The organism is Streptomyces flaveolus (assembly GCF_014648815.1).
In the GTDB taxonomy this organism is placed as follows: domain Bacteria; phylum Actinomycetota; class Actinomycetes; order Streptomycetales; family Streptomycetaceae; genus Streptomyces; species Streptomyces flaveolus.
Map to the genome: position 1 here is coordinate 155,463 of NZ_BMRV01000009.1, position 23,594 is coordinate 179,056.

Here is a 23,594-nt window from a genome sequence, read left to right on the forward strand (position 1 = left end):
CTAGTGGACCTCTCCGGCAGGGCCGGGTTCGTGGCGTTAACGCTCCAGTTCTACAGAATTCATGAACGCGGTAGGCGGATTCGATCATCGTGGGCCATCGCAAAGTGATGAAAGTGCCACAGGAAACCCAAGGATGGGCATACTCTGCGGGAATCACCGCAGGTGGGCTCGGGCGACCTGTAATGCGGCGGAGGTGTCATGGGTGGGGACCCGTATGTGTCAGCAAAAGGGGTCGGAGAACGTAAGCGCTCGGGGGTGCCGGATCCGTACGGTGACCAGGCTCTCCTGACGTCTGCCATGACGGGGGGCTACGACGCCGTCCCCGGCCAGGAACGCAGTCGACTGCGGAGCTATCTCGAAGCCGTTGTCGCGGCCCGTCCGGCGCCGGTGCACACCACGGTCGCCTTCAACGCCGTCTACTTCGGGTACGAGCTCGGCGGCGACGGCTACGGCGGAAGCCCGTTGTGCCTCGATGATTTTCCCGTCATCACCTTCGGTGAGTGCGCTCCGGTGCTCCCGGTCGGGGCCATGGTGTGTGTCGCTACCGGGTCGGACCCGCTTTACGCGGAAATCGTCTACAGAGAGGGCGCGCACCCGGAGGTGGACGCGCTCGGTGACGTACCGGCTTGGGTGTCGGGAGCGCCCGCGGGCGCCGAGGGCTCGGGTAGGCCGGGTACAGACGCCGCACCAAGGCGCAGGGAGCTGCTGGTGCCGGACCTCCACGCCTTCGGTCCGGCACTGAGTCTGTCACCGGCCCAGCTTCATCGCTTGCGCACGCGCGGGCGATGGATCAACGAGGACGGGCATGTCGTCGTCGACGTGTGCTATCCGTCCTTGCAAGCAGCCCGGCGCGACGATCTGACGGCCTACGCGGACCATCTCCTGACGACGGCTCGGGAACAGCTTCTTAGCCCCTTCGTCCCTGTTTCCCTTGCCTCCCTGGTGGGCGGCACGCACGACGACGATCTGCGGGCGGGACTGCTCGGTCTCCTCGACACGGTGCGGGGTGTCCTCAACTCCAGTGCAGTGTTGCGCACCTGGGGCCACTACGCCCTGACCCGTACCTCCCTCGCGGACTGCTGGCGGGACACCGGACCGCTGGGCGGCGACGACCTCAAGTCTCTCGTGGCCGCGGTCGAGCGCGCGGCCACCCCGGCGAGGCGGCGACACGGCCTCGTCGCTCCGGTCACTGTGTACACAGCGGTCGGACCACGGCTCCGCGGTTTTCCCGGGGCGGAGGAACGGCTCAGGGAAGTGGGGTACGCCGCTGCGGTGTGCCGGGCGAACGTGGCGCTTGCCGACGTGGTCCAAGGGGACAGCGACCAGGGCCTGTTCGGCAACGGCTCCCGGGTCACCCTCGACGACGCCTTCGAGGGGGGAGGGGTGTGGCGGTCCCACCATCCCGGTGACGCAGAGGCACCCGGAGACCCCCTGGTCCCGGCCGGGCGCGGCTGGAACTCCACACTGCCCGCACCGGCGGAGCCGGAAACGGAAGTGGAGCTGGAACCGGTAGATGCGCCCCTCGCCGACCACGACGCCCTCGGCACCGGCGAACTCCTGCGGAGCGACGCGCAGGAGATCGTCTGGAGGGCGCCCCTGCGGCTGGCCCATCTCGTCGGCGGCTGGTTTCCCCTGCACCCGTTCGTCGCGCAGGACCTTTGCCAGCCCCGCGGCGCGCACCCCACGCTTCGTCTCGAACTCGACCATGCTGGTGAGACGTTGGACGAGAAGGAGGCGGTGCAGTACGTCGCGGCCGAACTCGGGGACGAATCGGGTCGGTTGACGGGAATCGTCTGGCCCGGTGACTTCTTCCCCGGCCTGATGCTGGAGCTGCGCCGGCTCCGTGGCAACACGGTGATTCGGCTGGTCACGACGCGGTTGAAGGAACGGGCGCAGGCCGGTGACCGTGAGACGGGGCACTGTTACGACCCTCGCGTGCTCACCAGGGAGGACGTGCCGGGCAGCAGCCGCCACGGTGACAGCGCGGTCGGGCTGGGTCCCCGGCAACTGGTGATGCGCACCGTGCGCCGTTGCGGTCTGCTCACCCTAGACGGTCACGCCCTGATGGACCGGTCGGTCCTGCCGAGCGCGGTCTATGGGCGCCGACCGGCCCGGTCGCAGGCCGCCGATCTGGACTCGGCCGTCGCGGAACTGCTCGCGGAACGTCTTCTGGAGCCGGCCCTGGGCAGCCGGGACGCCTGGGGGCAGCCGCACTTCCCGCCGCGTGACGGACAGCGGACCATTCTCCTTGTTGGCTACCGTCCCGCCAGGCCGCGGGTGATACGTCCGTGGGGCGGTGGCGAACCGGGCGCTGAGGGACTGCGCGGCGCTCAGTTCGTCGCAGGTCATCTGCGACGCCTGCGACCGGGGTGCCTGCCCAGCGACGTTCAGCGCGCGGCCTTCCGGGAGCACTGCCGCAGGCTCGGCAAAGCGGACGGTTGGGAACTGCCGTACGGCTACACGTTCGTGACCGAGCACACGCGCGGCCGCTGACCTTTCACGGGGTCGTGCGTCCACGGCTCGGGCCCTCTCTTTTCCTCCCGTCACCCACAGGCATCTTCCTGTCACCGGCAGAAACGGAGTGCGTGTACATGCAGGACCGCTACCGCGTCGTCACAGGGCCGCCGTGGTCCCCGCCGAGTGTCTCGGCAGAGGACCTGGAAGGCCTGGCCGCCGCGCTCAACGCCTTGCAATCCCCGGCCGTCGCCGCCCTGAACGACCTCACGGCGGACATGGTGGAACTCGCTTTCAACTCCCTGCGGCCCAAACACCGCCAGGAGCTGCTCACCAGTCTGGGTATCCGCATGTCGGCCCCTCGACGGGTGAGCAGTGCCCTGTGCCGGGACGTCCTCACCAGGCTGCGGCGCCAGTCGCGGCAGCACACCTGCACATGCGGGATCAAGGGACTCACGGTCACCGTGATGAACCAGGTGGGCGACTTCGTCCTGGCGCACGACGGGGAGCCGGTCCCCGACCCTGTTGCCCGGTGGGGCGCCACGCTGGTCCGGGCCACTGTGTTCGCGTGGTGCAATGCCTCCGTCACCGACGCCCACATCCTTGCCTGGGCGGCGGACCAGGACTGGTTCGGGGCGACGGCCGACGACGAGGCGGCCCGGCTCGCCGCCGTCGCTGCCGCGGCGCGGCCTCTCATGGAGGCGTACCCCGATTTCGTACTTGGAGCGGCGGAGGACGACGGGCTGGCGCTCGCGGAGGAGAGTGAACCAGGGGCCGCTGCCGTCGCCGATCGGCCGGGCGCCAGCGCCCCCGCACCACAGACCGCGGCAGCGGACACCGGTACTTCGCACGAGGAGACCGCTACCGCGTCCGACTACACCGGGACCAAGGCTGGGACAGCTCCTGAGGAAACATGTCAGCAGCTGGAGTCCGCCCTGGCGGGGGCCCGCCAGGCCGCGGAGAAGGTCACCGACGCAGTCATGGACGGCCGCCCTCCGCAGGACGAAGACCTGGCCCGGCTCGCTGCGCTGAGCACTGTTTTCAACGACGTGGACGCGGTGTTCCGGGCCGCCGGCATCGAGGGGGTGCCTCGTCGTCTGGAGGACATCACGCGCGCTGCACACGCACATCGGACAGCGCGGGAGCGTGACCTCCAGGCCCGCGAGCCGCTGCGGGAACTGCTGGATGTCGCCTGCCGCCCGGACAGCTCCGCCGCTGCCGCCGCTGCCGCCGAGGCCGTGCGCGGCGCGGCTCGCCGCCTGCTGGATGTGCCGGTATGGGAGGAGCTGCAACACGAGGAGAGCGCCGCGCTCGCCGCCCTGGCCCGGCTCATCAGGCTGGGACGACAGGCGGATGCCGCCACGGAGATTCTGGCACTGCAGGGACAAATCGTACGGGTCCTGCCCACGTGCGCCATGGCCGTGCTCATCGCTCCCGAGCTGACGCTGGACCAGCCGGTGGACGGTGAACCGTACCCCGCCGGGACCGCCGAGGCACACGGCACCGCCGAGCCCGCCGACGCCGAGACGACCGCAGAACACGAAACCGTGCAGTCGGCCGCATCGACTGAGGCGATCGCGCCCCAGCCCGCCGCCGAGCCGGAAGCCACGACCGCCGTGCCGGTCCACGCACCCAAGGCAGACGCCGGGCCGGCCGCCGACAGCGACTCGGCACTCCCCACGTCCGCTGACGCGCCCGTCCAGGCACCCGCCGCACCCACGCCTTCTCCTGTCGATGACACGCCCGTCCGGGCAGCGGCCCCGGCGGCGGACGACGCCACCCATGAGGCCGCGGTCGAGGGTGCCCTGGCGCAGCTGGTCGTGGAGCGGCGCTTCGGACTCGCCCACCATGTCGCAAGGGCCGCTGGCCACCCCGAGCCCCAGGTGGCGGCGATCCGCCTGGCCGGTGCCGCCGCGCTGCTCACCTCTGGGGGCAGCCAGAGTGCCCGGCTAACGGCGGACCTGCTGCAGGAGTACGGCGGATATGCGGGCCAGGACACCGAGGGCAGCGAACTCCTACTGCTGCCCGCCCTGCTCCGTACCGCGCTGATCACCGGTGACCACGCTGCGGGCGCTCAGCTCAAGGGCTGGTGCCGAGGCTCCCGGACCGGCTGGGGGAGGCGGCGACCGCCGTCGCCGACCGTGCCCTCAGCGGCGCCCTGCTGATCGCCTCGCCGCTGGTCGCCGACGTCTCCGAGACCGAGGCACGGCTGCGGGAACTGCGCGATCAGAGCCGTGCCCTGCTCTCGCCGCAGCGGCTGCGGTTCGCACGGGCGACGGAGATTGCCAAACGCTGGCTCGCCCCCGACAACGGGATGCTCGGATCGCTGCTCACGACTGTCGTCGGCGACGACCGCCACGCGCTGCAGCAGGTGCGGGAGCAGGCCGATCGACTGTCGAAACTGGCCGAGGTCAACAGCGAGATCGACCGCATGGACCGCAAGTACCGCTCGTCCAGCGGCAAGCCGCTCCAGGGCTCCGGGCGGCAGGACCTGGTGCATCTTGTGGAGCGGGCCGTCAGCCTGGTCAGGGAGTGGTGCCTGGCGGTCGACGGCACCCGTCGCGGTGACCGTTCCGACGGCAGCCGGGCGGTCAAGGAGACCTCCTCCCTGCGCCAGTCCCTGCTGGACGGCAGGGAAGCGGCGCTGGGCGAACTGGAGCGGTTGGCGCGGCGCCCGGACGCCCTCTCGGGCGCGATGGCCTGGGCGGCCCACGCCTCGATGGAGGAGCTGTTCGCTCTGCTCGCTGACGTCACCGTGACCACGCGTTCCGGCGGTCCCGTCGACCCAGCGCTCGTTCTGGACGCGGAGCTGCTGAAGGTGTGTGACACCCGTGACGAGCGGCCGTCGCCCGACGAACTGCTGACCGCGGTCCACCGGAGCTGGCAGGAGGCTCTGGACGAGCGGCTCTCCCACGACGCGTTCACCGCGGCCCGTGACATCGTCGAGCTGGCCGGGCGCGGGCTGTTGCCTGCCGCTGGGGCGGGGGAGTTCGTCCCGCCTGCGGAAGCCGAGATCGACGACAGGGAGACCACCCGGCGTGCGCAGCTACGGAAGGCACACGACGCACTCGTCGCCGAGCTGCACCGTGCGCAGGCCGACGGTGCCGTGACCGAGGACCAGGACCTGGGCCTTCAGGAGTTGCTCGCCGACGCCCACAACAGCCTCGAAAGCGGTGACCGACACGACCTGCTGCACGTGCGGCGGGCGCTCGACACGGTACGGAGTGGCCTGCCGGCCTTCCGGGAGCAGGCGGCGGATCGAATCCGGGCTCGGCTCGACGCCCTGGACCCCTCCGTGGAGGAGCGGGCCCAGGTCCTGCGGCGCCTGGAGACGAACGACCTGGCCACCGCTGCCGACCTCGTCTACTTCCTGGAGATCGGCGAGCCGGTCCCGGAGATCGAGGGTGGCGAGTCCCATCTGACCGAGTTCTTCCCGGCCGTGCCCGACGGCCTGCCCGGAGGGATCGACCATGAGCTCGTCGAGCTGGTCCGGTCCGGCGGCAAGCATCCGATGGTCCCCGTCCTGGACTACGGCGGCCTCTCCACCGACGAGGCGGCGCTGGCGGCCGACGCCCTCGGTGAGTGGCGCGCGCTTGCCGCCACCGAACGCAAGGACCGGCTCCAGGTGGCTCCGACGCGACAGGTGCCGCCTCTCCTAAAGCTCCTCGGCTACGACGCCAAGAGCGCCAGGCCGCTCGACGACCGATCCCAGCACCGGCGGGAATACCGTCTCTTCGAAGCGACCGGCGTGGAGATCAACGGTAGAGCGAAAGCGCCCGCGTTCGGCTCGCAGATCAAGGAGCAGGGCGGCAACCTGCGGGTGATGGTGGTCTGGGGCAGGCCGCCCGCCAAGGTCGTCATGAGCTGGGCGGAGCGCGACACCAGCGGAGCCAGCCTTCTCGTCGTCTACTTCGGCACGCTGAGCCGTGAGGCCCGAGTCGAACTCGCCGCCGGCTCCGACCGGTTGCAGCCGCTGCTCGTGGTGGACGATGCAGCCCTCGCCTATCTCGCGGCCTGCGGCAACCGCCAGGTCAGCGCCGCCACGCAGACCCTGCTGCCCTTCTCCGGCGTCAACCCGTACATCAGGGAGAAGCGCGGCCGGATCGGCGGCGAGATGTTCTACGGCCGCGACGCCGAACGCAAGAGCATCCTCGACCCGCGCGGCACCCAGGTCATCTACGGCGGCCGGGGCCTGGGCAAGTCTGCGCTGCTCGCCGACGCCGGGGAACTGTTCACGGAGCAGCGCCCCGGATATCACCAGACCGTGTACGTCAACCTCGACCAGGAGAACATCGGCAAGGGCAGCTCGCGCGGGCCGGAGGCGCTGTGGAGCGTCCTCCTGAGAGAGCTGACCGTGGCACAGGTACTCGATGACCGGCCGCAGGGGCGCGGAAAGCGACAGGAGACCTCCGAGCGGGTGCGCGCCGGCATCCGGGCCTGGCTGGACGGGGACTCCCGTCGCCGACTGCTGATCCTGCTCGATGAGTGCGACCAGTTCTTTGAGGCCGACGCCCCGCGGTTCGACCAGACCAAGAAGCTCAAGGGCCTCGGGTCCGACACCAAGGACGCGGCAAAGGTCGTCTTCGCAGGACTTCACTCCGTGCAGCGCTTCTCTAAGCTTGCGAGCAACGGGCCGTTCGGCCACCTCGCTCAGACCCCGAAGGTGATCGGCCCGCTGGCTCCCCAGTCGGCTGCGGAACTGCTGGTCGAGCCGATGCGGGCGCTCGGGTTCGAGTTCAAGGACCTGGATCTCGTCAACCGTGTGCTCGGTTACTGCTCGTACCAGCCGTTCCTCCTGCAGATGTTCGGGCACCGGCTGGTCGAGCTGATGCACCGCAAGCGGACGCGGCGCGGCGCCGGGCAACCCCCTTACGAGGTGGAGGTGACCGACATCGAGATCGTGGAGTCGGACGCCGCGCTCCGGGACGGCATCTCGGCGGCCTTCAAGGACACGCTGAGCCTCGACCACCGCTATGACGTGATCGCCAATGTGCTGGCGTACCACGCCCGCCATCACGGCCTGGAGGTGCGGCTGAGCGACACCGAGTTGCGTGAGGAGTGCGAGACGTACTGGCGCAAGGGGTTCGAACAGCTCGACACCGAGGGCTTCCGCGCCTACCTCTCCGAGATGGTGGGTCTCGGTATCCTCGCGCCCAACCACGACGGGCTGGGCTGGCATCTGCGTGGCCCCAACGCCCTGCGCATGATCGGGACCTCGCACGAGGTGGAGGCACGTCTGCTTAGGGCTGAACAGGACTGTGAATTGCAGGAGAGCATCGTGCAGGAGGGCCGCCCCGAGCTCCCCGACGGGCGGCCGGCTCCGCTGACCAACACTCAACTCGACGATGTCCTGGGCGAGCGGTCCAACCGGACCCGAGTCGTCCTCGGTAGCACCGCCACCGGAGTCATGGACGTCGCCCGGACGTTGCGTACGATCGCCGGACCGATCGACGGCTGGACGCTGCCACCCGTGGGCAAGCCCAGCGTCTACAAACAGGAACTCTCTGGCGGACGCCCCCGAGAACGACGGGTCGTCATCAGCGACTTCGTCAACTACCGGGATCCGGTCCGGCCCGAGACCTGCCGCGAAGCCGTCGACCTGGCCGAGACGCTGCTGCCTGCCACTCCGGGGGTCACCCGCGCCGTCGTCATCGTCACCGACCCCGCTCAGCTCACCCTGTGGCGCTCCCTGCTGACGGGAACCGAGCCCACCTCGGCCGCACCGGTGGTGCTGCGTAGGCACGACCACCGCAGCCTGCGCGGCTGGGCCCAGCGCATCAACATGTTCCACACGGAGGACCGCCTGGACCGTCTCCACGAACTGACCGGCGGCTGGCCGCTCCTGGTGGACCGGGCCCACCGCCTGCACGAGGAATTGGGCGACCCCGACGAGGTGTTGCGCCGTCTGGCCGACCTCCGCGCGGACCGGGCCCAGGCCCGCGCATTCGCCGAGGCGACCGGCGTGTACGCGGATCAGTTGCTGGCCGCCGGATACCGGGCCCTCACCGACGAGTTCAAGGACGGCCTCTTCGACCTGGAAGGCGCGGTGACCGCCGTCGCGCTCAAGATCGATGATGAGGACGAGGCACGGTGGATCGTCGACTTCCTCGACGCCCTCCAGGTCTTCGATCGCGAGGACACCCAACTGCGCCTGGAACCGGTATTCCGGGAGTGCGTGGCGCTCAACGGGTGACAGAGCCGCACGTGCATCGTGACCGGACATGACCGTGGCGATCGCGGGCATGCCGGTCGCGGTTCCGCCGTGGGCGGAGGACCTGTTGCGCCGACGAGAGTGGGGCGCTTCCAGGCGAGACCAGGAATCCTGGTAGACCGCGCGACCTGCTCCGTGCTGCTTAGGGCTGAACAGACTGCGGCAACCAGATCATCCCGAGGGATCCCGCTCGCTCGCCCCGCGAGGCCGGGTGGCCCGACACCGACCCGACACTGTCCGCTGTGACGCTCGTTTGACGCTCCAGGTACTCACGCGCAGGACGGCGAACTGAGAAACTGACGCTGACCTGGGCTTTTCCGTGAGGTGCTCCGGCCGACATCTTCTCAACGACGCATCACGTGGAGTGTGTGGCGATCCTCGAACCGGCGGGCAAGGGGCTGGCTCTGACCCGCGCTTTTACCGTCGGGGCGGGTTGCTCGACCCGTCCCTCCGGGCAGCCAGAGGGGCCCTTCCCTGTCCCGGGGTCGCCTTCCGCGGAGGTCAGATGCGACCGATCCAGTCCACCACGGTCGCGGCGAACGCATGGGGTACTTGCTCAAGTGCCGCCACGTGCCCGTCGGACAGCACTCTCGTCGGGCAGCCGAGCACTGCTGCGAAGTTCGCCAGGGACGGCCGGGAATAGTGGTCTCCGTCGCCGGCCGGTTCGTCGAGGAAGTCGCACGGGACGACATCGATGTACAGGTCATCACCGAATGCCTCTCGACCTGGTTCCCCATTCGTTGACGTTCGGCCCGGCTCTCGGCGGTCGGGTGGGCGGAACCGGGCGTGGGTCGCATCGTCGGCGCCGAAGGTCGCATCGATGCTGGTCTTCGTCTCGTCGGGCGTCGAATGGATCAGGATCTCTGTTCCGGGTCGTCTCTCGGCCTGTTCCGCGGTGTGCGACAGGCGTCCGCGCTCACCGGGACCTTGACCATGGCTGTGCCCGGCAGAGTTCCGCCGATGCGTATGCGGCTCGACTCCAGCCGGACGAGCGGCCGGCAGAGACGGTCGCTGTGAACCAGGCCGGCAAGCTCCGGCGCCGCACCGAACGCCGGGGAACGGCCCTGGAGTTCTCCCTCGCCCTGGCCGCCCCGGGGGTGGTTGATGATACAAGGGACGGGTGATCAGGTCGGTGGCCGCGCGAGTACGGTGGAGTGGCCCGCCCGGATGGACTTGGGGGAATTCATGACGTTCGAGCAAGAATGGGCCGAACTGCACTCCGCGGCGGCCGAGCGCACTGCGATGCAGATCGACAGCATTCCGGCCGAAGGCGGCGGAGGCGGCGGCGGGAAAGACCTGGTGGTCAATCGGGACGACCTCGGCGCCATCGGTAGTGACGCGTACGACCTGCTGGGCCGGCTGGGGAAGGACGGCGACATCGCCCGTGCCTCCACGTTCGACGCGGCGACGGCGCTGACCAACGGGAACTTCGTGAGCGGCTCGGCCGTGCTGAAAGTGCACGATTTCTGGCAGACCCACCTGAAGACGCTGCTGGACGCCTGCGCGCAGATCTCCAATCACCTCGATTACAGCAAGGCCCGGCACGCCGAGGACGAGGCGAAGATCGAGGGCGATCTGACGCGGATATCCGTGCTTACGGAATACATGAAATAGGGCTCGGGGGAGCGCGAAACATGCTGAAGTACGAGGACATAATCGACGCCCCGGTGGGGAAGCTGAAGGCCGCCGCCGACGACTGGTCGGAGATGGCGGGGAAGCTGGACAAGCTCGCCACCGAAGCCGCCGACGGGATGAAGACGAAGGCGGACAAGGCTTCCTGGGAGGGCGTCAACGCAGGCGTCACCAAGGCGTTCATCGGCAAGACGGCCAAGGAGTTCGCGGACGCCGCGGCCGAGGCCAAGGGTGTCAAGATCATCCTGGAAGAGGGTCACGCGGCCATCAAGAAGGCCAAGGACGACCTGACCAACATCCGGGACCACGAGGGCCCCGCGGCCGGCATCCGGGTGGACGGCAAGGGCAAGGTCACCGCGAAGAACCCGCTGTCCGAGATCCCCGCGGCGCGGCACGACCCCGACTACAGCAGTCTCCTCCAGGAGGAGAGGAAGAACATCGAGTCGTGGCAGAAGAGGATCGACCTCATCGTCGACAACTGCAACGACACCGACGTCGCCCTCAAGAACACCCTCGAGGCCAACGTCACCGACCGCAAGGACTTCAGCGCTCCGACGTACACGAAGCTGGACCAGGAGGAGGCCGCCCGTGCCGCCGCCCTGGCGGCCAAGGGCCGGGACATCACGCACACGGAACTTCAGCAGCTCAACGAGCTGCTGAAGGACAACGGGTCGTCGGTGGACTTCTCCAAGAGCTTCTACGAGAAGCTCGGCCCCGAGAAGTCGCTCGCGTTCTTCGGCCAGCTCTCCACGGACACGTACGAGTACGGCAAGGTCGACAAGGAGCGCCTCAAGGACGTCCAGGAACTCCAGAAGAACCTGGGCCTCAACCTGGCCACCGCCTCCCACGACAAGGAGTTCACCGACAAGTGGGGCCCGGAGCTCCGCAAGTTGGGTACGGAGCGCATTCCGCTGGCCAAGCACGACTACGGCGGGCCGTTCGGATACCAGCTGCTCGGCGGGATCATGCGGTACGGGAACTACGACGCGAAGTTCCTCAATCCGATCGCCGAACACGTGGCGCAGCTGCATCAGAAGGACCCGTACATGTTCGCCGACAACAAGGTGGTGAACAGCCCGTTCAAGAACCCGTTCAACCCCTCCGGCGTGAACGGGGCGGGCTACGATCCGGCCACCGCGATGCTGGAAGCGCTCGGCAACAGTCCGGAAGCGGCGAAGAAGTTCTTCACCGACCCCCCGACCGCGTACAACGAGGACGGCACGGTCAACCGCGGCGCCACCGCCGATCTCGGAAAGAACAAGGACGGCGAGGCGATCGACAACTACCTCGACTTCTTCGGCAACGAGAAGTGGGAGTCCTTCCCCGACGTCAACTCGCTCGACGAGAAGGAGCTCAAGGCGTCGCTCGACCAGATGCCCGATGCCCTCGGCCACGCCCTGGAGGCGGCGACCCTCGGCTACCCGGCCGGGCACCCGGACGCCGGCGTGGTGCGGGACGCGGACAACGCCGGGATCATGCAGAAGGTCATGGAGAAGTACGCCGCGGACCCGGGTCTCCTCAAGGAACACCACGAGGCGATGGCCGACAGCCTGGGCGTCATGGGCGCCGGCTACATCGACGACATCAACTGGGCGCTGGACAAGAACGATCCGAACAGCGTGTTCGCGCCGGGCAAGAACCCGGGCGGGCACCTCGACTTCGCGGACACCGCGGACGGGAACGGGCGGAGCGTCGTCCGGGGCTTCCTCAGCACCCTGGGTCAGCACCCGGACGCCTACGCGACGGTCTCGACCGCGGAGCAGGTCTACACCCGCAGCGCGCTGGAAGAGACAGTGGGCCCGAACGGAAAGATCGACGACGAGGGCGCGGCCAGGGCGACCGTACGCGTGGGTGCCGAGGTGCAGGGCATGCTCGACCAGTCCCGGGCCGACCAGGTGGAGGCGACGAACCTCAAGACCCACGAGGACTATGAGAAGGCGGTCGCCAAGCGGGCGGGCTGGGTCGAGTTCGGGGCCGCTGCGGGCATCGCGGCGGGCGTCGCCTTCCTGCCCGCGACCGCGGCCGTGGGCACGGCCGCGGTGCTCATCCCGCTGGCGACCGACACCGCCAGTGGTGCGGCCGAACAGCTCATCGGCCAGATGGTCGGCGACATCTCCGACAACTCGGTGGACGAGCACAAGGAGAAGGTGGAGGAGCTCACCAGGGAGGAGAAGACCAAGATCTACTCCGCCGGTGAGGGCATGGCCGAGGCCCCGATGGAGGAGTTCCTGCGGCACAACGGCGTGGACCCCAACAGCGAGTTCGGGCAGGACCTGCGCGAATCGATGCTGATCGGCTACGGGGTCGGCAACGACCGGGAGAACCAGCAGGGCAACGACCCTGAGACCGGCTGAGGCCGGCGGCCGAGGAGACGTAAGGATGCGGATAGTGATCAATCGTAGGCCGGTGCGCGTTGGGTTCCTTGCCACGGCCGTGGCCGGCTTGTTGTGTCTCGGGGCCACCGGTTGCGGTGGGGACGCAGACGAGGAGGCGGCCGACGAGACTGTGGCCGGGACGCAACTGTGCGGTGGCGACGCCGTGTCGGCCCAGGCGTCCAAGGCGCTGAAGGTGATCACGGGGTCGTCGAGGTTCGGCACGACGGGGGAGAAGTCCACCGTCGCGCAGGCCGCGACGGACCTTGTCGCGGCGTTTCCGGCCCCCACCGGGGGACGCGACGACGTCTGCCGCATCTACCCGGCCGACGGAACGTCGGATTTCTCGATCCGAGTCACCTGGCGACTGGATGACGGCAACTCGACGGGAACTCCGGCCCCGGATTTCACCGTGCTGCCGATGGGGGAGGAGACTCTGGCGGCGGCGAACAGGGCGTCGGTGCTGTTCGCTTGTCGGAGTGACAAATTCCCCAGCAGGACGAGTGAGACTCTCGTCGCCATCGGTGTGGAGCGCTGGGGCATGCCGACGGAGAACGAGGACAACGTCGAGGCGTTGAAGGACGCCTACGCGACCGTGGCGCATTCCTTCTCGCTGGCCATGGCCAAGGAACTGCGCTGCGAGAAGAACGGCGGACTCCCCGAGCGGCCCGTGCTGGATCCCGCGTAGCCCTCGGCGTATGCGGAAACGACCATGATCCGGCGGCCCTTCCTGACTGGAGGAGGGGCCGCCTGCTGTATGCGGTGCGCCATGGACGAGCGGTGCACGGGCCTCGCCCCTGCTGCCACGGCAGCGTGAACCACGCGTTTCCCGAACGCCCCCTCCGTGGTGCGGCCGCCCCGCGTCAGCCTTCGTCGACGGCCATCTCGCCGAGCAGTGACCAGTCGTCCTGGGGCACCTTCACGTTGACGATCCTGGGGGTCTCGGCGAGATGGGGCGGCAATGTCTGCTGCGCCGCCTTGAAGTGCGCCGAGCCCACGTGCGCCGCACCGGCCTCGTCGTCCCGGAAGGCCTCCACCAGAACGTACTCCGCCGGGTCCTCGATGCTGCGGGACCAGTCGAACCACAGGCATCCCGGCTCGGCGCGCGTCGAGCGGGTGAACTCCTCCACCACCTCGGGCCACCGGTCGGCGTGCTCGGGAAGGACACGGAACTTCACGGTGATGAAAATCAAGGGTCTGCTTCCTTCGTCGTTCGGGGCGGGGGCACGAGGGAATCGCGGGGGCAGGGACGCGACGCCGATGTTCTCACCGTAGCCGGGCCGGCGCTGTGACGTCGGATTCCGGGGTCAGGAGGGGGTGACCCACTCGACGAACTGGACGATCACGCCGTTGGGGTCGGTGACCTGGAAGAGGCGTTCGCCCCAGGGCTCTTCGCGCAGCGGCATGGTGATCTCGACGCCCTCGGCGCGCAGCCGCTTCTCCTCGTGGTCGATGCCGGTGCCGGTGAAGGCGAGGATCAGGCCGGCGGCGCGCTGGTCACGTTGGCCGGCGGGCAGCACCTCGTTGCCGCGGGCGAGCAGGACGATGTCCACCGCCGCGTCGTCGCGCGACAGGGAGGCGAATCCTTCGGCGGCGGCCTGCTCGGTGTAGCCGAGATGGGTGGTGAAGAAGCGCTGGGACGCGGCGAGGTCGTCGACGGTGAGCGAGACGGTGGACGCGGTGATCTGCAAGACGTTCTCCTCATGGCTTCGCGGAGTCCGATGCCGCGGGGGGGCGAGGCGGTCGGGCGTGATCGTCGGTGAGGCGGTGAGCCAGTACCTCAGTAGCCGCTGCGGCGCGGCAGGCTGCGGACGGGCGGGGTGACGCGCCGGGCGCGGGTGGCCGCCGTCCGGGAGTGCTGCTGCCCGTCACGGCGACGCGACGCGGGGACCGACGCGGGGCTGCCGCTGTCCCGGGCCGCCAGGAGCTTGCCGAGGCCGGTGGTTGGGGCGACGGCCGAGATGCGGGGGAAGGCACGCATGGACTCTCCTCTTCGTTCGGTCGACGTAAACTTACGACGGAGGTAAAGTTAGCCTCGGCGGTGCCTGACTGTCAACATAAAAATGCTACGAGGGTAAGATTGCTCCATGAGTACCGACATCACAGCGCCCGCGCCCGCCGCCGGCCTGCGTGAATCCAAGAAGCAGGAGACCCGGCAGCTCATCTCGGATCACGCCACGCGCCTGTTCATCGCCCAGGGCTTCGAGCAGACCACCGTTGCCGAGATCGCCGCCGCCGCACGGGTCGCCAAGAAGACGGTGACCAACTACTTCGCGCGCAAGGAGGACTTGGCCCTGGATCACCAGGACGCGTTCATCGCCTCCCTGGCACGGACGGTGACCGGGCGGCGGTCCGGTGAGTCCGCCCTGGCGGCGCTGCGCCGCGCCTTCATGGACGCAGCCGCCGCAGCGGACCCGGTCTCAGGGTTCTCCGGCCCCGATTTCGCCCGCATGATCGCGGACAGCCCCACCCTCACGGCCTGCCTGCGCGGCCTGCACGACCAGCGCGAGAGCGCCTTGGCCGAAGCGCTCGCCGCGGCCACTGGCGCACCGTCGGACGACATCACCGTCCGGACCGCCGCCGGACTGATCGGCACCGTCCACCGCATCTTGTTCCAACGCATCCAGGATCTCACCCTGGCCGGCCACCCCGACCAGGAGATCGCCGAGGTCATCACCGGGGAAGCGGGCACCGCCTTCGACATGCTCGAAGCGGCCCTGGCCCACTATGCCGTCGCCTGAGCGTCAGGCTCCACGGACGGTCCTGTCAGGCGCGAGGTGAAGCGGAAGCCGGTCAGAGCGGGGACGCGGGTACGGGGGCGCGCAGCTCCTGCTTCTCGAAGGCGACGAAGAACGTCGCGTCCCCGCTGGCTCCTCAGAGGCGGGCTGGGGGCGAGTACACCTTGGCGGCTCTGGTCGGGGAACCGGCGGCCTCGCCGCGGGCAGTGGGCCGGTCGGCAGGGCGGTCGCCGTGGTCAGCTAGGCCGTCGCCCAGAGGGCGCGTCTGCGGTACGGGGAGCATGGACGCTGTGCAGCGGCCGTTACCGCGGCATCACAGGCCGGCCGCGAGCGGCGAGGAGGGGCGTCGGCGCGGGCGGCGGTGATGTGCGGGGTCACCGCTGCCCGGGCGCGTGGACGGGCTGCCGTTGACGCCGGGTCAGTAGTCGATGCGGTCGGACTTGGCCAGCCAGGCGTCGAACGGGGCCGTACGGTTCGGCAGGTCCAGGTGCTCGACGCGGGTCGGCCACATCGACTGCGGCTTCTTGTCGAACAGGTCGTAGAACTTGCGGTCGTCGAAGCCGGCCACCGCCGCGTCGTGCCGGTCGGCGGAGTAGACGATCCCGTCGACGCGCGCCCACAGCGCGGAGGACAGGCACATCGGACACGGCTCGCACGAGGTGATCAGCACGCAGCCCTCGAGCGAGAAGGTGTTCAGCTCCTTGCAGGCGGCACGCAGCGCGCTCACCTCGGCGTGCGCCGTCGGGTCCAGGGTCGCGGTGACCTGGTTGTTCCCGAGCGCGACGACCTTCCCCTCCTTGGCGACCAGTGCGCCGAACGGGCCGCCGCCGTTCATCACGCTGTTGGTGGCCAGGCTGATCGCCTCTTCCATCCAGGCGCGCTTGAGGTCCTGGATGCTCGCTTCTTGGGTGTGCGCGGTCACGGTCACTCCTTCTCGGACACGGTGGGGATTTCCCCGGACGCCCCGCCCCATGCGGGGCACCGCCGCATCTTTTCGGGCTGCTTCACCATGCATCGGCATGCGAAGCGCGGCTTGTGTGAGGAGTACACAGCCCGCGAAGGGGCGTCAGCTAGGGGTGGAAAACATGAAAACCCCGCAGGCAGGGACCGGCTCTTCGTAGACTCCTACAAGGCCGGTCCGCCGTCGTCCCTGTTGCTTGACTCGAGGCCCGGGCCGGCCGGCTCCGCTCACCGGAACCGCTCAGCGGCCGTCCTGTTCGAAGGTCCGGAGCAGGTCCGCCGCGACGCTCACCGCGATCGTGGCGGGCTCCTTGCCGGTGATCTCGGCCAGTCCGATCGGGGTCTTGATCCGGTCGATGGTGGCGGCGTCGTGGCCGCCCTCGGTGGCCAGGCGGTGCCGGAACCGCGTCCACTTGGCGGCCGAGCCGATCAAGCCGATCGAGCCGAGACCGGCGGTACGCAGGGCGGCGTCGGCCAGCGCGGCGTCCTCGGCGTGGTCGTGCGTCATGATCAGGACGTGAGTGCCCGGCGCCAGCTCCTCGAGCACCTCCTCCGGCAGCAGCGGCGTGTGGTGCACGTGGATCTGCGCCACCGCGTCCGCCAGCACACCGAGCCGTTCGTCGGTGAGCATGTCGGGGCGGGTGTCGATCAGGTGCAGATCGAGGTGATGGCGGGCCAGGATGCGGGCCAGCTCCAGCCCGACGTGACCGACGCCGAACACCGCCACCGCCGGCACCACCGGCAGCGGTTCGAGCAGGACCGTGACGGCGCCGCCACAGCACTGGACGCCGTGCCGGTTGGTGACCTTGTCGTTGAGCTTGAACTCCATCAGCTCCGGCTCCGCGTCGTGCCTGCCGATCAGCTCGCGGGCCCGGTCGATCGCGACCGCCTCGATGTTGCCGCCGCCGATCGAACCCCACGTCTCGGACGGTCCCACGACGAGTTTGGCGCCGGCCTTGCGCGGGGCGTGACCGCGCACGGCCGCGACGGTCACGAGCACGCCGGCTTCCCGGCGGGCTCGCAACCGCGCGACCGCGGCCACCCAGGTCATGTCAGGCATTGCTCAGGGCACTGGTGCCGGTGGTGACCTCGCTGCCCTCACGGGCATCGCCGCCGACCCGGGCGCCCCCCTTGCGGGCGGCGTCGATCGCCCAGTACACGGCCTCCGGAGTCGCCGGGGAGGCGAGCACCAGGCTGATACCGGCCGGCCCGAACGCCGCGGCGGCCTGCCGCAGCGCCTCGCGCACCGAGAACGCCAGCATCAGCGGAGGCTCACCCACCGCCTTGGACCCGAACACCGCGCCCTCTTCGGTGGCGTTCTCCAGCAGCGTGACGTTGAACTCCTCGGGCATCTCCGAGAAGCTCGGCAGCTTGTACGTGCTGGCCGCCTGGGTCAGCAGCCGGCCGCGGTTCGGGCCGTCGCTGGTGTCCCAGCGCAGGTCCTCCAGCGTCAGCCAGCCCGCGCCCTGCACGAACCCGCCCTCGACCTGACCGATGTCGATCATCGGGGACAGGCTGTCGCCGACGTCGTGCACGATGTCCACCCGCCGGATGCGGTACGCGCCGGTGAAGCCGTCCACCTCCACCTCGGTCGCGGCGGCGCCGTGGGCGAAGTACTTGAACGGCGAGCCCCGGAACGTCTTCGCGTCCCAGTGCAGCCCCTCGGTCCGGTAGAAACCGGCCGCCGACAGCTGCACCCGCTGGAAGTACGCGGTGCGCACCAGGTCGTCCCAGGCCAGCTCCCTGTCGCTGCCCAGGGCACGGGCGACGCCCTCGACGATGCGCACGTCCGAGGCGTTCACCCCCAGCTGGGAGGCGGCCACCTGAAGCAGCCGATCGCGCAGCTGCTCGCACGCGTTCTTCACCGCGCCGCCGTTGAGGTCCGCTCCGGAACTGGCGGCGGTGGCCGAGGTGTTGGGCACCTTGTCGGTGCGCGTCGGGGCGAGGCGCACCTTGTGCAGCGGGATGCCCAGCGTGGTCGCGGCCACCTGCAGCATCTTGGTGTGCAGGCCCTGCCCCATCTCGGTGCCGCCGTGGTTGATCAGGACCGAGCCGTCCTTGTAGATCAGCACCAGCGCGCCGCCCTGGTTGAAGGCGGTGAGGTTGAACGAGATGCCGAACTTGATGCCGGTGATCGCCAGCGCCCGCTTGGTGTGCGGGTGCGCGGCGTTGAAGGCGGCGATCTCACGCTTGCGGTCGGCGATACCGGCCTCGTCCAGCACCTGCTGCCAGACGGTGGAGATCCGCTCGGGCTGTGTGACCGGCTGCCCGTACGGCGTCGTCTGGCCCTGGCCCGGCTGGTAGAAGTTGCGCTCCCGCAGCTCCATGGGGTCCAGGCCGAGCAGCGGCGCGCAGCGGCCCAGGATGTCCTCGATCACCAGCATGCCCTGCGGTCCGCCGAAGCCGCGGAAGGCGGTGTTGGAGACCGTGTGGGTCCTGGCGATGCGACCGGCGACGCGCGCGTTGGGAATCCAGTAGGTGTTGTCGATGTGGCACAGCGCACGGGCCAGCACCGGCTCGGACAGGTCCAGGCTCCAGCCGCCGTCGGCGACCAGGGTGGCGTCCAGGGCCTGGATACGGCCGTCCGCGTCGAAGCCGATCTTCCACGTGGCGTGGAAGCCGTGCCGCTTGCCGGACATGGTCAGGTCCTGCGTCCGGTTGAGCCGGAACCGGACCGGCCGGCCGGTGAGCTTGGCCCCGAGCGCGGCGATGGCCGCGAACCCGTGCGGCTGCATCTCCTTGCCGCCGAAGCCGCCGCCCATGCGCAGGCACTGCACGGTGACCTCGTGGGAGGGCACGCCGAGCACGTGGGCGACGATCTCCTGGGTCTCCGACGGGTGCTGGGTGCTGCTCTGGATGAACACCTGCCCGTTCTCGTCGACCTGGGCCAGCGCCGCGTGCGTCTCCAGGTAGAAGTGCTCCTGGCCGGAGAACTGGAACTCCCCGGAGAACACGTGCGCCGAGTCGGCGAAACCGGCGTCGATGTCGCCGGTCTCCATCACGGGCTGGGCGCCGTGGTAGCTGTCCGCCGCGATGGCGTCCTGGAGCGTGACCAGGGAGGGCAGTTCGTCGAGTTCCACCTCGACGGCAGCCGCACCGAGCCGGGCCGCCTCCAGGGTCTCGCCGAGCACCCAGGCCACGGCGTGGCCGTGGAACATCACCTCGTCCGGGAACAGCGGCTCGTCGTGCTTCATGCCGGCGTCGTTGACACCGGGCACGTCGGCCTTGGTCAGCACGCGCACCACACCGGGCACGGCGAGCGCGGGCTCGGTGTTCAGCGCGAGGATCTGGCCGTGGGCCTTCATGACCTGCACCGGGTAGGCGTGCAGCACGTCCTTGGTGCGCTGGACCAGGTCGTCGGTGTACAGCGCGGTGCCGGTGACGTGCAGGGTCGCGCTCTCGTGCGGCATCGAGACGCCGACGACGGCCTTCTCGGGTCGCTCGGACAGATGGCTCATGACGACACCGCCTCACGGGTCTGGGCGTACAGCTTCAGCAGGCTCTGGCCGAGCATCGCGGCGCGGTAGTCGGCGCTGGCGCGGTGGTCGTTCATCGGCGTGCCCTGGGCCTGCAGCACCTGCGCCGCGGCCTCGACGGTCTCCGTCACCCACGGCTTGCCCTCCAGGGCCGCCTCGGTGGCGAGGGCGCGGATCGGGGTGGCGGCCACGCCGCCCAGGCCGATGCGTGCCTTGCGGACGACGCCGTCCTCGATGTCGAGCGCGAACGCGACCGCCACGCTGGAGATGTCGTCGAAGCGCCGCTTGGCGATCTTGTGGAAGGCCGTGACGGGGGACAGCGGCAGCGGGATGCGCACCGCGCGGATCAGCTCGCCGGGACGGCGCACGCTCTGCCGGTAACCGGTGAAGTAGTCGGCCAGCGGGACCACCCGCTCGCCGTCGGCGTCGGCGAGCACCAGCGACGCCTCCAGCGCGAGCAGCACCGGCGGGCTGTCACCGATGGGGGAGCCGGTACCCAGGTTGCCGCCGAGGGTCGCGCTGTTGCGGATGAGCCGCGACGCGAACTGCGGGAACAGCTCCGCCAGCAGGGGCACCGCGCCGTCCAGGCGCCGTTCGATCTCGGTGAGCGTCTGCGCCGCCCCGATTTCGACGTGGTCGGACTCGACGCGCAGCTCCCGCAGTTCGGGCAGCCGGTCGACGGCGACCACGCAATCCGCCCGGCGGGAGCGGATGTTCACCTCGACGCCCCAGTCGGTGCTGCCGGCGACCACCACCGCGTCGGGCCGCTCGCGCAGCAGCCGGACCGCCTCGTCCAGGGTGCCCGGCCGCACGAACGCGCTGCCGCCCTGGGTGTATTCGGTGGCGACCGGCTCGGGCGGGGACTGCTCGCGGCGCCGCGCCAGCGGGTCGTCCTCGGAGGGCGCGCCGACGGCGAACGCGGCATCGCGGATCGGGCGGTAACCGGTGCAGCGGCACAGGTTCCCGCTCAGCGAGTGCAGGTCGAAACCGTTCGGGCCGTGCTCGGCGTCGGCGCCGTCGGCCGCGCCGGCGTCCTTGTCCGAATGCGCGCAGCGGTCGGGCCGGTAATACTCGGCGGCCATGCTGCACACGAACCCCGGCGTGCAGTAACCGCACTGCGAGCCGCCGCGGACCGCCATCTCCTCCTGCACCGGATGCAGCGCGGGCGGCGTACCGGGCTCACCGGCGGTGGCGAGGCCCTCGGAGGTGACGATCTCCTGACCGTCCAGCGAGGCGACCGGAACCAGGCAGGCGTTGACCGCCACCCAGTCGGTGGGCTTGTTCACCCCGGGGCGGGCCACCAGGACCGAACACGCGCCGCATTCGCCCTCGGCGCAGCCTTCCTTGGTCCCGGTGAGGCCACGCTCACGCAGGAAATCCAGGACCGTCGCCTGGGGTGCGGCCGGGGAAATCGGTGTGCTCTTCCCGTTGACCGTGATCCGTGCCTCTACCATGGCACATCCTCATTTCGGAGCGCGGTCGTACAGATGATGCTCGTCGCCATTTCAGGGGCTTTCTCTTTCGGTGGCGCAGCTGAAGCGTGAGAATCCCGTCCGGAAAACAGCGCGCAAGGGCGTGCCGAGGGCGGGTGAAGAGATCAGAAGACACCGGGGCCGTGAATCCGGCACGCCGGGAAGAAGAGGCTGGTCAGCAGCCGTGTGCGACGCGACCCGGGACCCATACGGTCCGCTGCGCGAGGCGATGCAGGTCGGAGATGATCGACATCCGACTTCGCCTCCTTCCAGCAGCCCACGAGTCGGTCCGGTCGAAAATACGGTGCCGCGGGGCTGTCGGTCAAGGCCCGACTGCCGGCCGGCTTCCGCCGCGGTCCCGTACAGGACGCGAGCCGGTCTGGGTGGGACGGTCGGGCACATCCGGCCCGTGGTCACCGTATCCACGCTCCGTGGAACTCGGGCTGGCAGTTACGAGGGGTACCGGCCGCATTCCCTCGCAGATGCGGTGCGTCGGCGAGGAATTCCGGGCGTATTTCTCATCCCCGTAATACGCCGCGGCCACTCGCCCGGCGCGCCCGGCGCCGGACGGTCGGCCGGGCGGGCGGGCGGCGGGTGATCGTGCGTCAGACGGCGTTGTCAGTGCCTCCCCCTAGTGTTCGAGCATCAGTCGGGGAGCCTCGGAGAAGGAGCAGAACCATGTCCGCCAACAGGATCCAGCACAAGGTGAATCACGTCGCGCTGGTCGTGGACTGTTCGGGTTCCATGCGTCAGCACCAGAGCCAGCTCATCCGCGTGGTGGACGAGTTCGTGGCCGGCCTGAAGGCCGAGTCGGACAGCCTCGGCCATGAGACCCGGATCAGCCTCTACTCCTTCGACCACCGGGTGGAGAACCTGGTATGGGACATGGACGTGAAGCACCTGCCGTCCATGCGGGGCCTGTACAAGGTCAACAACGGCGCCACGGCCCTGATCGAGGCGTCCCTCAAGTCCCTGGACGACCTGGGGCACATCTGGGAGGAGTACGGCGAGCACAGCTTCCTCCAGATCGTGGTGACGGACGGCGAGGAGAACGCCTCCGGCGGCGACCGGCGGCACGACGGTGACATGACCATCCTCGGCCCCTGGCTCGACAGGATCGCGGCGAAGATGAGCGGACTGCCGGGCCACTGGACCTCCGCGATCCTCGTCCCGAACTCCCTGGCCAAGCGCACCGCACAGAACTACGGCTTCCCCGCCGGCAACATCGCCATCTGGGACGCGGACTCCCAGAAGGGCGTCGAGGAGGCGATCGGCACCGTGCGGGCCGCCGCCACCAGCTTCCTGCGGGGCCGCGAGCAGGGCGTGCGCGGCACGAAGAACCTGTTCGCCGTCGGCCAGGACATATCCGTCGACGACGTGCGGGCGAACCTCGAACCGATCCCGGCCGACAAGTACCGGCTCCTGAAGGTCGACAAGGAGATCGAGATCCGCCCGTTCGTCGACTCGCACCCGGGAGTCACCTACGAACGCGGCTCCTGCTACTACCAGTTGGGCGCCCGCGCCCTGGTCCAGCCCAACAAGGAGGTCATCGTGGTCGAGAAGGACACCGACCGCGCCTACACGGGGGACGCGGCCCGAAGCCTCCTGTTCGGCACGGGCATCCAGGGGACCGTCTCCGTGAAGGCGGGCAACAACCCCAAGCTGGAGGTGTACGTGCAGAGCCGCTCGGTGAACAGGAAGCTCAAGCCGCAGACACGCCTGCTCATCATGCTCTGACGGCAGGGGAGAGAGGGAAGGCGCGGTCGGCGCTCCGGCTCACTCGTCCGGCGGGAACCAGGCCTGGAGGTTCTCCGGGTCGATCGGCAGGGAGATGTGCTCGTTCGTGATCAGCCACCTGCCCTCCGACCGCCGGAGACCGACGCTGGAGCGCACCCAGATGCCCATGTGCATCCCGTTCCTGCGCGTGCCGGAGTCCAGGTGGAGCATGTGCGCGAAGGCGATGTCCCCGTCACCGCTCGCGACGGTCAGCGCGTGTGTCTCCAGGCCGATCGGGCCCTCGTAACCGTCGAACCACCGCAGGAAGTTGCGGCGGACCTCCGCGCGGCCCGTGAACTGGAGCGGGGGAACGACGTCGTAGTAGACGATGTCGTCGGAGTAGAGGGACATGAGCCGGTCGATGTCCTTGGTCCGGCTGGCCTCGACGCGCTCTTCCAGCAGCGCCTTGATGTCGGTTTCGTGCGACGTCATCGCATCCTCCTCGAGAAGTGGTCGTACCCCTACGACGAGGCAGCCCCGCGGAGTGTGAGGCGGAGTGCGCC

16 protein-coding genes are annotated in these 23,594 nt (G+C 69.5%); 8 read left to right on the plus strand and 8 right to left on the minus strand.

The genetic code is table 11. The annotated features are described in order from the left end of the window. Positions 1 to 198 precede the first annotated feature (198 nt). From IEZ05_RS21800 to IEZ05_RS21820, 6 genes are all read left to right on the plus strand, one after another. Positions 199 to 2,493 (plus strand): hypothetical protein, encoded by a 2,295-nt coding sequence (locus IEZ05_RS21800; protein ID WP_189231877.1) that lies wholly within the window; start codon positions 199 to 201, stop codon positions 2,491 to 2,493. Between the two features lie 98 nt (positions 2,494 to 2,591). Further along, positions 2,592 to 4,619, plus strand: a complete 2,028-nt coding sequence (locus IEZ05_RS36425) for a hypothetical protein (protein ID WP_229869796.1) — start codon at positions 2,592 to 2,594, stop codon at positions 4,617 to 4,619. Further along, a complete protein-coding gene (locus IEZ05_RS21805; RefSeq protein WP_229869797.1) occupies positions 4,544 to 8,647 on the plus strand; it encodes a hypothetical protein in 4,104 nt (1,367 codons plus the stop codon). The genes IEZ05_RS36425 and IEZ05_RS21805 overlap by 76 nt, the downstream gene beginning before the upstream one ends. A 1,203-nt stretch (positions 8,648 to 9,850) precedes the next feature. Then, the gene (locus tag IEZ05_RS21810) at positions 9,851 to 10,279 is read left to right on the plus strand and encodes a hypothetical protein (protein WP_189231878.1); all 429 of its coding nucleotides are present in this window, start codon (positions 9,851 to 9,853) and stop codon (positions 10,277 to 10,279) included. 20 nt (positions 10,280 to 10,299) lie between these two features. Further along, positions 10,300 to 12,651: a hypothetical protein gene (locus IEZ05_RS21815; protein WP_189231879.1), complete on the plus strand. Its 2,352-nt coding sequence runs from the start codon at positions 10,300 to 10,302 to the stop codon at positions 12,649 to 12,651. Between the two features lie 25 nt (positions 12,652 to 12,676). Next, the gene (locus tag IEZ05_RS21820) at positions 12,677 to 13,357 is read left to right on the plus strand and encodes a hypothetical protein (protein WP_189231880.1); all 681 of its coding nucleotides are present in this window, start codon (positions 12,677 to 12,679) and stop codon (positions 13,355 to 13,357) included. A 175-nt stretch (positions 13,358 to 13,532) separates the two neighbouring features. Here the strand turns inward: IEZ05_RS21820 and IEZ05_RS21825 are convergent, their stop codons facing one another. From IEZ05_RS21825 to IEZ05_RS21835, 3 genes are all read right to left on the minus strand, one after another. Continuing rightward, entirely contained in the window at positions 13,533 to 13,862 is a 330-nt protein-coding gene (locus IEZ05_RS21825) for a putative quinol monooxygenase (protein ID WP_189231881.1), read from the minus strand. Between the two features lie 114 nt (positions 13,863 to 13,976). Further along, complete coding sequence (locus tag IEZ05_RS21830; protein WP_189231882.1) at positions 13,977 to 14,360, minus strand: VOC family protein; 384 nt, start codon at positions 14,358 to 14,360, stop codon at positions 13,977 to 13,979. A gap of 89 nt (positions 14,361 to 14,449) precedes the next feature. Continuing rightward, positions 14,450 to 14,650, minus strand: a complete 201-nt coding sequence (locus IEZ05_RS21835; RefSeq protein ID WP_189231883.1) for a hypothetical protein — start codon at positions 14,648 to 14,650, stop codon at positions 14,450 to 14,452. Positions 14,651 to 14,756: 106 nt separating this feature from the next. Between IEZ05_RS21835 and IEZ05_RS21840 the strand changes: the two genes are divergently transcribed. Continuing rightward, positions 14,757 to 15,410 (plus strand): TetR/AcrR family transcriptional regulator, encoded by a 654-nt coding sequence (locus tag IEZ05_RS21840; RefSeq protein ID WP_189231884.1) that lies wholly within the window; start codon positions 14,757 to 14,759, stop codon positions 15,408 to 15,410. Positions 15,411 to 15,825: 415 nt separating this feature from the next. Here IEZ05_RS21840 and IEZ05_RS21845 read toward each other — a convergent pair whose 3' ends face one another. The 4 genes from IEZ05_RS21845 to IEZ05_RS21860 form a co-directional block, all read right to left on the minus strand. Then, a complete protein-coding gene (locus IEZ05_RS21845) occupies positions 15,826 to 16,335 on the minus strand; it encodes a nucleoside deaminase (RefSeq protein ID WP_225631557.1) in 510 nt (169 codons plus the stop codon). Positions 16,336 to 16,608: 273 nt separating this feature from the next. Next, complete coding sequence (gene xdhC, locus IEZ05_RS21850; protein ID WP_189231885.1) at positions 16,609 to 17,418, minus strand: xanthine dehydrogenase accessory protein XdhC; 810 nt, start codon at positions 17,416 to 17,418, stop codon at positions 16,609 to 16,611. Position 17,419: 1 nt separating this feature from the next. After that, positions 17,420 to 19,825 carry a xanthine dehydrogenase molybdopterin binding subunit gene (gene xdhB / locus IEZ05_RS21855; protein WP_189231886.1) on the minus strand — a complete coding sequence of 802 codons (2,406 nt, stop codon included), beginning with the start codon at positions 19,823 to 19,825 and terminating at the stop codon, positions 17,420 to 17,422. Next, positions 19,822 to 21,297 (minus strand): xanthine dehydrogenase small subunit, encoded by a 1,476-nt coding sequence (locus tag IEZ05_RS21860; protein ID WP_189231887.1) that lies wholly within the window; start codon positions 21,295 to 21,297, stop codon positions 19,822 to 19,824. Before IEZ05_RS21860 ends, xdhB begins: the two co-directional genes overlap by 4 nt. A 696-nt stretch (positions 21,298 to 21,993) precedes the next feature. Between IEZ05_RS21860 and IEZ05_RS21865 the strand changes: the two genes are divergently transcribed. Beyond that, entirely contained in the window at positions 21,994 to 23,052 is a 1,059-nt protein-coding gene (locus tag IEZ05_RS21865) for a vWA domain-containing protein (RefSeq protein WP_189231888.1), read from the plus strand. Between the two features lie 39 nt (positions 23,053 to 23,091). On the opposite strand, the gene IEZ05_RS21870 is transcribed toward IEZ05_RS21865, so the two are convergent. After that, a complete protein-coding gene (locus IEZ05_RS21870; protein ID WP_189231889.1) occupies positions 23,092 to 23,523 on the minus strand; it encodes a YybH family protein in 432 nt (143 codons plus the stop codon). Positions 23,524 to 23,594: the final 71 nt, after the last annotated feature.

Bases quoted from the DNA above. Each gene is read 5' to 3' on its own strand.
- xdhC (WP_189231885.1), bottom strand. From the start codon at position 17,418: ATGACCTGGGTGGCCGCGGTCGCGCGGTTGCGAGCCCGCCGGGAAGCC.
- IEZ05_RS21835 (WP_189231883.1), bottom strand. From the start codon at position 14,650: ATGCGTGCCTTCCCCCGCATCTCGGCCGTCGCCCCAACCACCGGCCTC.
- IEZ05_RS21865 (WP_189231888.1), top strand. From the start codon at position 21,994: ATGTCCGCCAACAGGATCCAGCACAAGGTGAATCACGTCGCGCTGGTC.
- xdhB (WP_189231886.1), bottom strand. From the start codon at position 19,825: ATGAGCCATCTGTCCGAGCGACCCGAGAAGGCCGTCGTCGGCGTCTCG.
- IEZ05_RS21800 (WP_189231877.1), top strand. From the start codon at position 199: ATGGGTGGGGACCCGTATGTGTCAGCAAAAGGGGTCGGAGAACGTAAG.
- IEZ05_RS21840 (WP_189231884.1), top strand. From the start codon at position 14,757: ATGAGTACCGACATCACAGCGCCCGCGCCCGCCGCCGGCCTGCGTGAA.
- IEZ05_RS21810 (WP_189231878.1), top strand. From the start codon at position 9,851: ATGACGTTCGAGCAAGAATGGGCCGAACTGCACTCCGCGGCGGCCGAG.
- IEZ05_RS36425 (WP_229869796.1), top strand. From the start codon at position 2,592: ATGCAGGACCGCTACCGCGTCGTCACAGGGCCGCCGTGGTCCCCGCCG.
- IEZ05_RS21815 (WP_189231879.1), top strand. From the start codon at position 10,300: ATGCTGAAGTACGAGGACATAATCGACGCCCCGGTGGGGAAGCTGAAG.
- IEZ05_RS21870 (WP_189231889.1), bottom strand. From the start codon at position 23,523: ATGACGTCGCACGAAACCGACATCAAGGCGCTGCTGGAAGAGCGCGTC.
- IEZ05_RS21860 (WP_189231887.1), bottom strand. From the start codon at position 21,297: ATGGTAGAGGCACGGATCACGGTCAACGGGAAGAGCACACCGATTTCC.
- IEZ05_RS21820 (WP_189231880.1), top strand. From the start codon at position 12,677: ATGCGGATAGTGATCAATCGTAGGCCGGTGCGCGTTGGGTTCCTTGCC.